Annotated in this window: 10 protein-coding genes; 4 read left to right on the plus strand and 6 right to left on the minus strand. The window is 31.1% G+C overall.

Annotation, left to right across the window (positions count from 1 at the left end; all coding sequences use genetic code 11):
* The first annotated feature begins 789 nt into the window (after positions 1-789).
* The 3 genes from rpsA to KHA98_RS07185 all read left to right on the plus strand — a co-directional run bounded on the left by rpsA (position 790) and on the right by KHA98_RS07185 (position 8,035).
* Positions 790-2,568, plus strand: a complete 1,779-nt coding sequence (rpsA, locus tag KHA98_RS07175) for a 30S ribosomal protein S1 (protein WP_213256767.1) — start codon at positions 790-792, stop codon at positions 2,566-2,568.
* Positions 2,569-2,705: 137 nt separating this feature from the next.
* Positions 2,706-5,327, plus strand: a complete 2,622-nt coding sequence (locus tag KHA98_RS07180; protein ID WP_213256770.1) for a DUF7619 domain-containing protein — start codon at positions 2,706-2,708, stop codon at positions 5,325-5,327.
* 107 nt (positions 5,328-5,434) lie between these two features.
* Entirely contained in the window at positions 5,435-8,035 is a 2,601-nt protein-coding gene (locus KHA98_RS07185; RefSeq protein WP_246522215.1) for a DUF7619 domain-containing protein, read from the plus strand.
* Between the two features lie 113 nt (positions 8,036-8,148).
* Here the strand turns inward: KHA98_RS07185 and KHA98_RS07190 are convergent, their stop codons facing one another.
* Positions 8,149-8,679 carry a biopolymer transporter ExbD gene (locus tag KHA98_RS07190; RefSeq protein ID WP_213256772.1) on the minus strand — a complete coding sequence of 177 codons (531 nt, stop codon included), beginning with the start codon at positions 8,677-8,679 and terminating at the stop codon, positions 8,149-8,151.
* A gap of 213 nt (positions 8,680-8,892) precedes the next feature.
* On the opposite strand from KHA98_RS07190, the gene KHA98_RS07195 reads away from it, so the two are divergent.
* Positions 8,893-9,447 carry a fasciclin domain-containing protein gene (locus KHA98_RS07195; RefSeq protein ID WP_213256774.1) on the plus strand — a complete coding sequence of 185 codons (555 nt, stop codon included), beginning with the start codon at positions 8,893-8,895 and terminating at the stop codon, positions 9,445-9,447.
* Between the two features lie 63 nt (positions 9,448-9,510).
* Here the strand turns inward: KHA98_RS07195 and KHA98_RS07200 are convergent, their stop codons facing one another.
* From KHA98_RS07200 to KHA98_RS07220, 5 genes are all read right to left on the minus strand, one after another.
* The gene (locus KHA98_RS07200; RefSeq protein WP_213256776.1) at positions 9,511-10,356 is read right to left on the minus strand and encodes an EamA family transporter; all 846 of its coding nucleotides are present in this window, start codon (positions 10,354-10,356) and stop codon (positions 9,511-9,513) included.
* A 63-nt stretch (positions 10,357-10,419) separates the two neighbouring features.
* Positions 10,420-10,560, minus strand: coding sequence for an SsrA-binding protein (locus KHA98_RS07205; protein ID WP_213256778.1), 141 nt, complete (start codon positions 10,558-10,560; stop codon positions 10,420-10,422).
* Positions 10,561-10,841: 281 nt separating this feature from the next.
* Entirely contained in the window at positions 10,842-12,599 is a 1,758-nt protein-coding gene (locus tag KHA98_RS07210; protein WP_213256780.1) for a M56 family metallopeptidase, read from the minus strand.
* 118 nt (positions 12,600-12,717) lie between these two features.
* Positions 12,718-14,298 carry a M56 family metallopeptidase gene (locus KHA98_RS07215; RefSeq protein ID WP_213256782.1) on the minus strand — a complete coding sequence of 527 codons (1,581 nt, stop codon included), beginning with the start codon at positions 14,296-14,298 and terminating at the stop codon, positions 12,718-12,720.
* Positions 14,299-14,302: 4 nt separating this feature from the next.
* Entirely contained in the window at positions 14,303-14,671 is a 369-nt protein-coding gene (locus KHA98_RS07220; RefSeq protein ID WP_213256784.1) for a BlaI/MecI/CopY family transcriptional regulator, read from the minus strand.
* Positions 14,672-14,825 lie beyond the last annotated feature (154 nt).

A 14,825-nucleotide genomic window follows, 5' to 3' on the forward strand; every position in this document is an offset into this window, starting at 1 on the left:
GTCGTTTCATATAAATAGAAATTTGGTTTTTCTAAATTTCTCATAATTGTAATTCTTTATTTAAACTGGACTGAAGTCCAGCTCTACAATATATTTTGTTCCTTCGGAACTAAGAAAAGAGCTTTAGTTCGATTTATATTGTAGGGCCGGACTTCAGTCCGGTTGGCGGATGGGTTGAGTTGAATGCTATAAGTAAATCGTGTAGGTTTTAAAAGCCTGTCGGGTTTGTCGTTTCATATAAATAGAAATTTGGTTTTTCTAAATTTCTCATAATTGTAATTCTTTATTTAAACTGGACTGAAGTCCAGCTCTACAATATATTTTGTTCCTTCGGAACTAAGAAAAGAGCTTTAGCTTGATTTATATTGTAGGGCCGGACTTCAGTCCGGTTAACGGATAGGTTGTGTTAAATTGAATTTTGAAAATACATTCTAGTAGGTTTTAGACCCTTTTGGGTTTGTCAATTTTGGTCTTATGAAAACAAAACGTCTAATCTAGCCCCGATAGAAGTGAAAATCCTTTTGTGTCTCGTTTTATGAACGAGACACAAAAGATTATAACGGATAGCGGGACGTTACTTGTTGAAAAACCTTAAATCTTCTGCTTCTAATTATGATATTGATAATCATTGGGCTTTTGTTTTGTAAATTCAGAAAAATGTATTAATTTTGCAGTCCTTTTGGCAGAGAAGAGTTTCCATTAGGAATCAACCATTTATGTAAAACAACTTCTGTATTTTCTATCGCATAGAGAAACTTGAGAAAAACAGAATACAAATTTTTTATCAGCATGTCTGAACAATTAAAATCACAAGAAGAGTTTTTAGCAAATTTTAACTGGCATAACTTCCAAGAAGGAATTGATGCAGTAGATGAGAAAAACTTATTAGAGTTTGAAGAACTAGTATCAAAAACTTTCATCGCTACAGATCAAGAAGAAGTAGTTGAAGGAGTTGTTGTTAGAATTACAGATAGAGACGTTATCGTTGATATCAATGCTAAATCTGAAGGTGTTATTTCTTTAAACGAATTCCGTTACAACCCAAACTTAAAAGTAGGTGACAAAGTAGAAGTATTAATCGACATCCGTGAGGACAAAACAGGTCAATTAGTATTATCTCACAGAAAAGCACGTACTATCAAATCTTGGGATAGAGTTATTGCAGCTAATGAAACTGGAGAAATCGTTAATGGTTTTGTTAAATGTAGAACTAAAGGAGGTATGATCGTTGACGTATTCGGTATCGAGGCGTTCTTACCAGGATCTCAAATTGACGTTAAGCCAATTAGAGACTACGATGTATATGTAAACAAAATGATGGAATTCAAAGTGGTAAAAATCAACCACGAATTCAAAAACGTTGTTGTATCTCACAAAGCGCTTATCGAGGCTGATATTGAAGTACAGAAAAAAGAAATCATCGGTCAATTACAAAAAGGACAAGTATTAGAAGGTGTTGTTAAAAACATTACTTCTTATGGTGTGTTCATTGACTTAGGTGGTGTTGACGGATTAATTCACATTACTGACCTTTCTTGGAGTAGAATCAACCACCCAAGTGAAGTTCTTGAATTAGACCAAAAATTAAACGTTGTAATCCTTGATTTCGATGATGAGAAAACAAGAATTCAATTAGGATTGAAACAATTAAACGCTCACCCATGGGATGCTTTAGATGCTAATTTAACTATTGGTGATAAAGTAAAAGGTAAAGTAGTTGTAATCGCTGATTACGGTGCATTTATCGAAGTTGCTGAAGGTGTTGAAGGTTTAATCCACGTTTCTGAAATGTCATGGTCTACTCACTTACGTTCTGCTCAGGACTTCGTGAAAGTTGGAGATGTTGTTGAGGCAGTTATCTTAACTTTAGACAGAGACGATCGTAAGATGTCATTAGGTATCAAACAATTGACTCAAGATCCATGGACTGATATTACTTCTAAATACCCAGTAGGTTCTAAACATACAGGTATCGTTAGAAACTTTACAAACTTTGGTATTTTCGTAGAATTAGAAGAAGGAATTGATGGATTAATCTACATTTCTGACCTTTCTTGGACTAAGAAAATCAAACACCCATCTGAATTTGTAAATGTTGGTGAGAAACTTGATGTAGTTGTATTAGAATTAGATGTTGAAGGACGTAAATTATCTTTAGGTCACAAACAAACTACTGCTAATCCTTGGGATCAATACGAAGATTCTTTCGCTGTAGGAACTATCCACAACGGTGAGATTTCTGAAATCGTTGACAAAGGAGCTACTGTAGAATTCGGAGATGATATCGTTGCTTTCATTCCAACTCGTCACCTTGAAAAAGAAGACGGAAAGAAATTGAAAAAAGGTGATACTGCTGATTTCAAAGTAATCGAATTCAACAAAGAATTCAAAAGAGTAGTTGCTTCTCACACTGCTATCTTCAGAGAAGAAGAAGAGAAAAACGTGAAAGCTGCAACTGAAAATACTTCATCTAACTCTTCTACTAATGCACCAGCTGCAACTTTAGGAGATAACAATGATGTATTAGCTGCATTAAAAGCTAAAATGGAAAAAACTGAGAAAAAATAATTCTTAGTTTCCTCTAAATAGAAAGTCCCACAGAAATGTGGGACTTTTTTTGTTTTATACTTTTTATTTTAAGAAGTTTTAACAAATAAAGTTGTGTTATTATCTCAAAAAGCTATTTTTGTATGAAAATACGACTTATGAAAAAACTCTACTTTTTAGTTACAGTTTTATGCTTTTTTAACGGTTTACATGCCCAAATTGTAAATATTCCGGACACGCGTTTTAAGAATATGTTATTAAGAACTCCAGGAATAATTAATAACACTGCAGTCATTAAAGACTTAAATGGAAATGTAATTAAAATAGATTCTAATAATGATGGCGAAATACAGGAGAGTGAAGCTCTGCAAATTAGCTATATAGATGTTCATGGTGATGGCGCTAATGGATTTATCTTTTCATTAGACGGGATAGCTAAATTTACGAATCTTAAAACATTAATTTGCTACAAACACAGGATTTCGAGTCTTGATATAACTACTTTGATAAAACTAGAAACCTTAATTTGTAATAATAACAAAATTACTTCGTTGTTCACAGGGAATCAAACAAAACTCACTATCTTAAACTGTTCATACAATTATATTAGTGGTTTAGATTTGACTTCTTCAACAAAACTTACAGAAGTTAATTGTGAAACCAATTACTCGCTGTCTGCTTTGGATTTGAGAGGATTAACTAATCTTAAATTATTAACCTGTAGTGAAACAAAACTTACTTCTTTAAATATAAACGATTTAGTAAGTCTTACATCGGTAATTTGTAATAATAGCGAGCTTACATTTTTAGATATAAGTAATTTGATTAATCTTGAAATGCTTGATTGTGCTAGTAACAAATTACAAACAATAAAATTTGGAAATTTACCTAAACTTAAAAATTTATATTGTGCTGCAAATCAAATTACTTCATTTGAATCTACTGGATTAGATAATCTGCAATCACTAGGACTAAATTATAACAAAATTAGTTCTATCGCTTTAAGTAATTTATTGAAGCTTGAGTATTTAGGAGTTGCAGGTAATCAACTAACATTATTTAAGTTAACTGAGTTGCCAAAATTAGCTTCTATTCAAGCTGAAAACAATTTGCTGCAGGAATTCGATATAACAAATTGTCCAAACCTTGAAGTTTTAGTTTTATACAATAATAAATTAATATCAGCGGATGTCAGTCAATTTAAGAAACTGACAACTTTGGATTTAGATACAAATTCAGATTTAATTAATATATCATTAAAAAATGGATCGCCGGATAAACGGTTGTATTTAGATTTAACTAAATGTCCTAATCTAAAATATATTTGTACTGACGATTTTAAGCTGAAAACAATTCAAGATCTAGTGAATCAACTTGGGTATACAAATTGTAATGTGAATAGTTATTGTTCTTTCGTTCCAGGAGGTGATTTTTATTCTCTATACGGAACAAGTAAATATGATGAGAATGCAAATGGGTGCGATGCGGGGGATATTATTTTTCCAAATTTGAAATTTTCTGTAAAAGGGAATTCTATAGACGGAAACCTGATATCTAATAGCCTGGGTTCTTATTCCATGTCTCTAGCCGCGGGAAGTTATGTAATTACACCACAGTTAGAGAATCCAAATTATTATACTGTAAACCCATCAAGCATTAATGCAACTTTTTCTGTAGTAAATGGTTCTCTTACTCAGGATTTTTGTATTGCCGCAAATGGTTTATACCCTGATTTAGAGATAACTCTGATTCCTGTTGAAGCTGCGCGTCCAGGGTTTAGTGCTAAATATAAATTAGTTTACAATAATAAAGGCACAATGACGCAATCTGGTTTAATTAAGTTAACTTTTGATGATGCATTATTAGACTATGTTTCTTCAAATCCTACTTTTAATAAAAGATCTATAAATAATATAGAATGGGATTTTATTGATCTTCAACCATTTGAAAGAAGAGAAATAATATTTAATTTAAAAACCAACAAACCCACAGATGTTCCTTCTGTTAACAATGGTGATGTTTTAAAATTTGTCGCATCAATTTCTTCAGAGAAGACTGATACAACGCCATTAGATAATATTTTCAACTTAAATCAGACTGTTTTAGGGTCACTAGACCCTAATGACAAAACATGTTTAGAAGGTTCTGTTATTACACCAAGTTTAATTGGTGAATATGTACATTACATGATTCGTTTTGAAAATACCGGAACATATCCGGCACAAAACATTGTAGTAAAAGATATGATCGATCTGTCAAAATTTGATATTTTAACTTTAACTCCAACAAGTTCGAGCCATTCTTTTGTAACTAAAATTTCAGAAGGAAACAAAGTTGAATTTATATTCGAAAACATCAATCTTCCTTTTAATGATGCAAATAATGATGGCTATGTAGCTTTTAAAATCAGAACCAAACCAACACTTGTTGTGGGAGATTCTTTTACAAACGAAGCAAATATTTACTTTGATTATAATTTCCCGATTTTAACCAATAAAGCAACTTCTACATTTAAAACATTGGGAATTCAGGATTTTGAATTTTCAAAGTACCTTACATTGTATCCAAATCCGACAAATAACGAGCTTAATATTACATCAAACGTGAATATTGAAATACAATCTTTTGAGATTTACGATATTTTAGGTCAATTAGTAATTGCGATTCCAAACGCAAAAACAACTTCGAATATTGATGTTTCTAAGCTAAAAACCGGTAATTACTTTATAAAGGTAAAATCAGACAAAGGTAGCTCAAGTATGAAATTCATTAAGATTTAAAATAGAAAGTCCCACCGCAAAGTGGGACTTTTTTTTGCTTTATACTTTTTATTTTAAGAAGTTTTAACAAATAAAGTTGTGTTATTATCTTAAAAAGTTATTTTTGTATGAAAATACCACATATGAAAAAACTTTACTTTTTAATTTTAGCATTATGTTTTTTTAATCTTGGAAATGCCCAAATTATAGATATTCCAGATAGTAATCTTAAGATGAAATTAATGACGCTTAATGTCGATACAAACTCTAATTTTCAAATAGAAGTTAGTGAAGCTTTAAGTTTAAATTTTTTAGATATTAGCAACCAGAACATTAGTTCTTTGCAAGGACTGCAATATTTTACCAATCTCCAGTATTTAAATTGCAGTAATAATCCAATCAATAATTCAATTAATTTTAATTTATTGACTAAACTTGATTATTTAAATTATTCTAATATTCAAAGTGTAACGTATTTCAATCTTGATAATTCTAATATTAAGACTTTAATTCTCGATGGATTGTCAAATTTAAATTATCTTCAATGTAATGACAATAAAAATCTAACTCAATTAAGTATTAATGGCGCGATTAATTTAAAAACTCTTTGGTGCGCTAATAATAAAGTAGAATCGTTGAATTTAAGCGGTTTAATAAATTTAGAAGCTGCAACATGTAATAATAACCAACTAATAACTTTGGATGCTAGCAACTTGTTAAAATTAAAAACTTTAGATTGTGCTGGCAATTTGTTGACATCTCTAAAGGTAAATGGATCTACAAGTCTTACCTCAATATCCTGCCATTATAATAAATTATTACAATTAGATCTTAGCGGATTAACTAATCTAGGTTATTTACTGTGTCATTCTAATCAATTAATGAACCTTAATGTAAATGGTTCAACCAATCTTATTGAACTTTATTGTGACGGAAATGCTATTTCATCGTTAAACTTAAATGGTTTGCAAAAATTGGAATATGTAAATTGCAGTAGTAATCAATTGCAATATTTAAATGTAAATGGATTGCCAAAGCTTAAAGGTTTTAGATGTATAAATAATAAGCTTACGGCTTTAGATTTAACGCAATTAGAAAGTCTAACAAAATTGGAGTGTTCTTATAACCAATTGAAAATGCTGGATGTAAGCGATTTAGGTAAATTGGAAGAGCTTAACTGCTCTAACAATGGACTTAACTTTTTGTATATAAGAAATGGCAGTAACGAAGTTAAAAATTTAAATTTTTCTGAAAATCCAAATTTAGTATATGTTTGTGCAGATGAAAGCCAATTATCGCAAGTTCAAAGTCTTTTAAATAATTATGGGTATACCAACTGTAGTGTAAATGCCTATTGCTCATTTAATCCAGTTGGGCAATATTTTATTGTTTCAGGGGATAATAAAATAGACGCAGATAATAACGGTTGTGATACTCAAGATTTAAGTTTGCCAAATTTAAAGCTTAATATATCTAACGGAACTGACACTTCAAGTTATATAGCCAATGGAAATAATTATTCTATTGCCTTACCTACAGGAACACATTCTATAACTCCTGTTTTGGAAAATCCTACTTATTTTTCGATTACACCATCAGTTGTAAATGTTGACTTTCCATCACAGACAAGTCCGTTGAATCAAAATTTTTGTATTACACCAAATGGTATACATTCAGATTTAGAAATAGCTGTTTTACCAATCAATCCAGCCAGACCTGGTTTTAATGCGACTTACAAACTTATTTATACGAATAAAGGAAATGTAGTGCAATCTGGAACAGTAAATCTAACTTTTGATGACTCTGTTTTGGATGTAATTTCAGCAAATCCAGCGACATCTTCGCAAGCGACAAATAACCTATTATGGAATTTTGGAAGTCTGAAACCATATGAATCTAAAGAAATGCTTTTAACGGTAAAAGTAAATTCCCCAACAAGTACACCTGCAGTAAATAATGGAGATATTCTAAAATTCACTGCCGTTATCTCATCGCAAGACAATGATGAAACTCCTTTAGATAATACATTTGCTTTAAATCAGACTGTTGTAGGTTCTTACGATCCAAATGATAAAACGTGTCTAGAAGGTTCGGTGATTACTTCAAAATTAATAGGGGAGTATGTGCATTACATGATTCGTTTTGAAAATACAGGAACTTATATGGCACAAAATATTGTTGTAAAAGATATGATTGATTTATCGAAATTTGATATTTCATCATTAATTACAACAAGTTCTAGTCATCCTTTTATAACTAAAATTTCGGAAGGGAACAAAGTAGAATTTATTTTTGAAGGAATAAATCTTCCTTTTGATGATGCGAGCAATGACGGTTACGTTGCTTTCAAAATAAAGACAAAACCAACATTAGTGGTTGGAGATACGTTTACTAACGATGCTAACATTTATTTTGATTATAATTTTCCTATTTTGACAAATAAGGCGACTTCAACATTTAAAACTACTTTATCAACTGAAGATTTCAATTTTTCCAAATATTTAAGTTTATATCCAAATCCGGCAAATCAGTTTTTAAATATTTCGCAGAACCAGAATATAGAAGTGCAATCATTTGAAATTTATGACATTTTAGGTCAATTGGTAATTGCAATTCCAAATGCAAAATCGACTACAAATATTGATATATCGAAACTTAAATCAGGGAATTATTTTATAAAAGTAAAATCTGACAAAGGTAGTTCAAGTATAAAATTCATTAAAATATAAATAAAAAGTCCCACATCGCTGTGGGACTTTTTTTGTTCTATTTTGGTTTCAAGTTCAAAGTTTGTCAGTTCGAGCAGAGTCGACAACTCTTTTGAAAATAATACTTCTTAAAATTAATTTGAAGCTAGTAATTTTGTTTCTTCTGGAGTGAATTCAGGGACTATAGCATAAGTTTCAATTCCTGTAATTGCCATTTCGTCTAAAATATCAACTAGATTTTTAAAATTACATTTTTTACTAGGTTTGATAATTACTGCAATCCCTCTTCCTGCTTTTCCTAATTGCGCGGAATAATTGAGGGTGATTTTATTTTCCTTAAAAAGCTCTTTTCTAATTCCGTCCTTGCCATATGTTAAATCTTTTGGTGCAACTTTTGGATAAGCTAATAATCCTTTGTAACAAATTAATTTGTTATCATCTCCAAGCAAAATTGTGTAAGATCGATCTTCACCGCCACAACTAATAACCCTTCCGCATGTATATCTATCATAATCTGGTAAACTTAAAGCTAGAGTTTTTGGCTTCGATAATTCCTCAACAACCATAAAAAATATAATCAACAAAAAAGAAACGCTAACCATTGCGGTTAAATCAACTCTGGAATTTAACTTTTTGCTTCTGACTTTTTTAGGTAGATTTTGCATAATTGACAGGTTTTAAATTTTAAAGTTAATAATAAAATAGAGACAAAATTTAAATGAATATTAAAAATGTTTGAAAATAATTTTATTCGCTAAACGCTTATTAAACAATAGATTTTGAGAATATTTTAAGGATGATTGAAATAATTTTAATTTTTCGTAAAACCGAAAGCAATGTATCACCGTAAATGAGCTTATAACTTAAAAACATTAATTATGAAAACTAGAAAATTTTTAGCAGTTGCAGTTTTAGCTTTAGGGTTTGTATTTACATCAAATGCACAAAAATCTGTAATGGTAGGTGGGGCTGCAATGTATCCGAATAAAAATATTATTGAAAATGCTGTAAATTCTAAAGATCATACAACATTGGTTGCAGCAGTAAAAGCGGCAGATTTAGTTGAAACATTACAAGGGAAAGGACCATTTACCGTTTTTGCTCCAACTAATGAAGCGTTTGATAAATTACCAAAAGGCACAGTTGAATCCTTATTGAAACCAGAGAATAAAAAAATGCTTCAAACTATCTTGACATATCATGTTGTTGCCGGAAAAATGAATTCGTCTGATATTGCCGCAGCAATCAAAGCCGGAAAAGGAAAAGCTACACTTAAAACAGTTAGCGGAGGCACATTAACAGCCTGGATGAGTGGTAAGGATTTATACATCAGTGATGAAAATGGAAATAAATCTAAAGTAACAATTGCAGATGTAAATCAGTCAAATGGAGTAATTCACGTAGTTGATGCCGTTTTGCTTCCTAAAAAATAAAAGCACCTCCAAAATTAGAATAACTTTGTTGAAGAAGCCTTGCAGATTTATACAGGGCTTTTTTTATTTTTTTGCTGTTAATGTACTTCCGGCTGAAGCAATTACAACACATAGAACAGCTAAAATTTCAGTAAAACTTAAACTTTCCTGTAAGAAAATAAAAGCGCAAACAGAAGCTGCAGCTGGTTCTAAACTCATTAAGATACTAAATGTACGTGGAGGAAGCTGACCAAGGGCTTTCATTTCTAAAGTAAACGGAACCGCACTGGATAAAAAGGCGAGTGCAACACCCATTCCTAAGAATTTTGGAGTAAGATTGGCAAGTCCGTTTTCGAAGAAACCAAAAGGCAAAATTAGAATAGCGGCAAACAACATTCCAATTGTAACAGCTTGACCACCATTCATTATTTTAGAAATTTTACCGCCTAATACAATGTATGCAGCCCACAGAGCACCGGCTAAAAGAGCAAAAATAACACCTAATGAATCTAAACGACTATTTGTCCAGGGTGCCATTAATAAAATTCCGATTGCAGCAAGTAAAACCCAGCAATAATCAACTAAACGTTTTGAGCCAAAAATTGCAACCACAAGAGGACCAATAAATTCTAATGTTACTCCCAGGCCAACTGGAATTCTTTCAATAGCTAAATAAAAAATTAAATTCATTGCTCCCAAAGCTAGTCCGTACGGAATAACAAGTTTCCATTGTGCTGATGTAATTTCTTTTAAGTTTGGTCTGTAAGCTAATAATAAAATTAATGCTGAAAATCCAATTCGCATTGATGCCGTACCTGCAGCTCCGATCGTTGGAAATAACGTTTTTGCAATTGCTGCGCCACATTGTACACTAATAATTGCTAGTAACACTGCCGGAACAGGAGGAAGGTTTATTTCTTTATTTTTCATGAGAAGATTGTAGAAAAAGATATTCTCTTTCTACTAAATGGACAAAAGTATTTTCTAATTTAATTAACCTAAAGCACGTTTAGTTACATAAGCACGATAGCCAATAATAGCCATTTGCCATTTTTTGGCTTTTGAAATATCTAAGCCTTGTTTGGTAAAACTTGGCAAAAGAATTTTATTTAGTTTGGCTAAAAATTTATACATAGTAGGTTAATTTCATGCAAAGATATAAAAAAAATGACTTTACAAAAGGCAAAGTCATTAACCAAATTTAGAAGTGTTATTTTAAAGTTTGATACTGATAATCAGATTGTTGTATTGTTGTATTTGCTTGTGTTTTTTTGTTTTTTTCTGATTTTTTTAAGCATTTAATTGTTGAATTCACATTTATTCTGATGAAACAAAAAATACTAAAAATGAAACTAATTGAAAATAAAAAAAACAGTGACATTACACTGGTTTTAATTTTATTGATTTTGAAATGGTTATGATTTTTTACTTTCTTTCTCCATCTTACGCATTTCTTTTTCGTGAGCTTTCATATTCTTCTCATACACCTTCATGTCTTTTTCAAATTGCTCCATTTTCTTTTCAAAATCTCCTCCAAATTGCTGGTCGATATATGTGCCATATTTGTCCATTTCAGCTCCAAATTTTTCCATAGCGATTTCATACTTTTCCATTTCTTTATCATAAACAAGTTCACGTTTTGACATAATGTCTTCTACCTGATCTTGATAAGCATTCAATTTTGGTTGAAATGCGTCCATTTTTTTTTGAAATTCTGCCATCTTTTTGTCAAAATCTTTCATAGCTAGTTTATCCGAAGTATTTCTTGGTAATACAGGAGGTTTTGGCATATGCGACATTGGCGAAGTCGGTAGCTGTAAGTCTTTTGGTAATATTGGCATTACCGGAGCAACTGGCGCTGGCTCTAATTCTGGTGTTGCTGGTGGCGTAGGAGGAACTGGCGGAGCAATTCTATCCGAGCCATTATAACTTGCTATTTCTGCTACACGATCTTCATAATTAGTTGACTTATCACTTTCTGTATCTGTAACAACACCAATTTTTCCGATGCCGTTTTGAGTTGAAACAGAAATTCCAAAGCTTTTTATAGCTTTATCATCATCAATTTCAATGGTTTGAACCTCTTTAGTTCCTTTTTTAATGCTGACTTTAATTCCGATTAATTCGTTTTTAGAGTTTCTCTTTATATTAGAAACAGCAACATCTGCACCATGATTCTTTTTAAGCTTCTCGGCTATTACTTTTAATTCCTGATCAGTTGTATTTTTATTAATGTTATAAATATCATCTGAATCATTGGTTTTAGAAATTTCCTTAGGCTGATTTTTCTCTTGCGCTATGGTTTTAATTTGAAACAACAGTACAAAAGCAACAAGTGCCGGAAGTATAGCATAATACTTCCAGTAATTCCATTTTTTTGATTGATTTTTGTTTAACATGACAATTCGTTTTTTGATTAATGATTGATAAAAATGATTGGTGATTGCAACACAAGTCTCATGTGTTGTGATTTTTAATAACGTGTATTGATACGCTTTTTTGTCGGCTATTTTTTTAGAAGCTTCGTTGTCTGCAATAAATTCCAAATTTTGCAGAATTGCTTTTTTGTACAGCCAGATAACTGGATTGAACCAAAAAAGAATGCAGAAAATCCTCGAAATTATTACATCAATAGTATGATGTTGATCGCTGTGAACTTTTTCATGTTCCAAAATGCTTTGTAATTCTGTTTCGCTGTACAGTGATGAATTGTACACGATATAATCAAAGTAAGAAAAAGGTGCAATATTATCTTCTACATCAATAAATTTAAAATCTTCTTGTTGTTTTATTTTTTTTCCTTTAAGAACATTGTTTAAGCTATAAAAGTCAATGGCAAATTTGATCAGAAATGCAGAAAAACCAATAGTATAAACAGTCAGGGATACCAAGAACCAATTGATCTCAAAAGTGTCATTTTCGACAATTTTTGGACTGAAAGATGTAACATGGTTATAATTTGCTGGTAAAGTATATGAAACGGGAATTGGTTCGATCCACACTACTTTAGTATAAATTATCAAAGGCAAAATAACCGCAGTTAATAAACCTGCAAGCAAAAAATATCTATTGCTGTTAAAAAAAGTTTCTTTACGCAACAGAAAATAATAGGCAAAATAAAATACTGCAATTAAAGAACTTGATTTGGCGATAAAAATAAAAAGTGCTTCCATAATATTTATTTTGCTTCTTGAGGAGTTTCGATAATTACCAGTATTTCACGTAATTCTGGGGCTAAAATCTCTTCTTTTTTGTTGATTAGCTTTTGTGTAATTTTAGTTTAAAATGCAATTACTTTTTTGTGTCAATAATAATTACTCCATTAACAGCATCTTCACCATATTTTGCAACAGCGTCTATGTTCTTTAAAATAGTCATTGTTTTGATATTAAGTGAATTTAAGGAATTTGCATTTTCGGGATCTATATGGCCAATTACCATTCCGTTTACTACATATAGCGGGAAAGAATTTGTTATTTTGGTTTGTTGTCCATCATTATTGGTCACGGTAACATTTGTGTTTACGTTTCCATTTGCATCAGTGCTTACAACAGTATTAGTAACGGTGCTAACAGTGCAATCAGTTTTTGTGCTAGTATTAGAATTAGTGTTAACATTAGTTTTAGAATTTTGAACTTTTATTATTTCAACATTATTCACTTTGTCATTAGGATTGCCAGCTTGATTACCTGCAACTAAGCTGATTTTTTTTGAGCCATCATCATTTGTAGTAATCATGATTCCGCAATCTTTAATTCCTTTGTCACCAAGAACCTCATATTCCTGTTCTTGTTCTGTGCCAATTTTTGCATGCACTTTTAATGCAATTACTTCGTTTTGAGAATTTCGTTTTAGCTCTGCAATTGTAAAATCAACATTGTGGTTTTGTTTTAATTTTTCTGCAATAACCTTTAGTTCCTCATCTGTAGTTGTTTTATTGATTTTGAAAAGTTCAACAGATTTGGTTTTTATTTTAGAAACCTCAATGTGTGCCTCTTTTTTCTCCTTTGCAATTACTTCTATCTGAAATAAAAGCACAAACGCAACAAGAGCAGGAATTACCATGTAGTACTTCCATGTACTTCTTTTTTTTGATTGATTTTTGTTTAACATGACGATTCGTTTTTTGATTAATGATTGATAAAAATGATTGGTAATGGCAACACAACTTTCATGTGTTGTAATTTTTAAAAGCGTGTATTGATATGCTTTTTTATCAGCTATTTTTTTGGATGCTTCTTTATCTGCAATAAATTCCAGATTTTGACTAATAGCTTTTTTATAAAGCCATACTACTGGATTGAACCAAAACAGAAGGCAAAAAACACGGGAAATAAGAACATCAACAGTATGATTTTGATCGCTGTGTACTTTTTCATGCTCGATAATATTCTCTAATTCTAATGCCGTGTACATTGATGAGTTGTATACGATATAGTCAAAGTAGGAGAAAGGCGCGATATTATCTTTTATGTCAACGAATTTGAAATCTGCTTGTTGTTGGATTTTTTGTCCTTTTAAAACATTGTGCAGACTGTAAAAATCCATTCCCAGCTTTATTAAAAGTAGTATAAAACCAATACTGTAAATAAGTAACAATAGAAACCACCAATTAATCTCTGTATTATTGGTTTGAATGTTTTGTAAAGAACTAATCTCAGCTAAATTGATATTTGTTTCAGGAGTAGGTTTTACCCAGATAATTTTGGTGTAAACAGCAAATGGCAAGACAACCGAAGTAATTAAACCGATTAGCAAAAACCAGCGATTGCTGTTGAAGAATGTTTCTTTACGAAGTAAAAAATAATAAGCACAGTAAAATAGTATAACTAAACCTGCAGATTTGGCAATATAAATAAGTAGTGCTTCCATACTACTATTTTTCTTCTTTTGGATTCTCGATCATTGCAAGAATTTCACGTAATTCTGCAGCAGAAATTTTTTCTTCTTTTGCAAAAAATGAAACCATATTCTTATACGAACTATTGAAATAGTTATCAATTGCCGTTTTCATGTACTTTTTGCTGTACGCTTCTAAAGTTACAACCGGATAATACTGATGTGTATTTCCGAATGCATTATGCGCCACAAAGCCCTTTTCCTCCAGATTTCGAACTATAGTCGAAAGTGTGTTATAATGCGGTTGATCTTCAGTAATTTCTGCCTGAATCTCTTTTACGAATGCTTTTTTAAGCTTCCATAAAATCTGCATGATTTCTTCTTCTTTGTTGGTTAACTTTTGCATGTTTTCTAATTTTAATTCAAACCTACAACTATTTTTATAGTTACGCAACTATAAAAGTAGTTATTTAACTATTTTTTAAGTTTGAAGTCAGAATTGGGCATGAAAAAGCAATTCAATTCAAATGTAATGAATTGAAAATTAAATATTTATAATA

It is taken from the genome of Flavobacterium branchiicola, assembly GCF_018383905.1.
GTDB classification, from domain to species: domain Bacteria; phylum Bacteroidota; class Bacteroidia; order Flavobacteriales; family Flavobacteriaceae; genus Flavobacterium; species Flavobacterium branchiicola.

Bases quoted from the DNA above. Each gene is read 5' to 3' on its own strand.
- rpsA (WP_213256767.1), top strand. From the start codon at position 790: ATGTCTGAACAATTAAAATCACAAGAAGAGTTTTTAGCAAATTTTAAC.
- KHA98_RS07180 (WP_213256770.1), top strand. From the start codon at position 2,706: ATGAAAAAACTCTACTTTTTAGTTACAGTTTTATGCTTTTTTAACGGT.
- KHA98_RS07185 (WP_246522215.1), top strand. From the start codon at position 5,435: ATGAAAATACCACATATGAAAAAACTTTACTTTTTAATTTTAGCATTA.
- KHA98_RS07190 (WP_213256772.1), bottom strand. From the start codon at position 8,679: ATGCAAAATCTACCTAAAAAAGTCAGAAGCAAAAAGTTAAATTCCAGA.
- KHA98_RS07195 (WP_213256774.1), top strand. From the start codon at position 8,893: ATGAAAACTAGAAAATTTTTAGCAGTTGCAGTTTTAGCTTTAGGGTTT.
- KHA98_RS07200 (WP_213256776.1), bottom strand. From the start codon at position 10,356: ATGAAAAATAAAGAAATAAACCTTCCTCCTGTTCCGGCAGTGTTACTA.
- KHA98_RS07205 (WP_213256778.1), bottom strand. From the start codon at position 10,560: ATGTATAAATTTTTAGCCAAACTAAATAAAATTCTTTTGCCAAGTTTT.
- KHA98_RS07210 (WP_213256780.1), bottom strand. From the start codon at position 12,599: ATGGAAGCACTTTTTATTTTTATCGCCAAATCAAGTTCTTTAATTGCA.
- KHA98_RS07215 (WP_213256782.1), bottom strand. From the start codon at position 14,298: ATGGAAGCACTACTTATTTATATTGCCAAATCTGCAGGTTTAGTTATA.
- KHA98_RS07220 (WP_213256784.1), bottom strand. From the start codon at position 14,671: ATGCAAAAGTTAACCAACAAAGAAGAAGAAATCATGCAGATTTTATGG.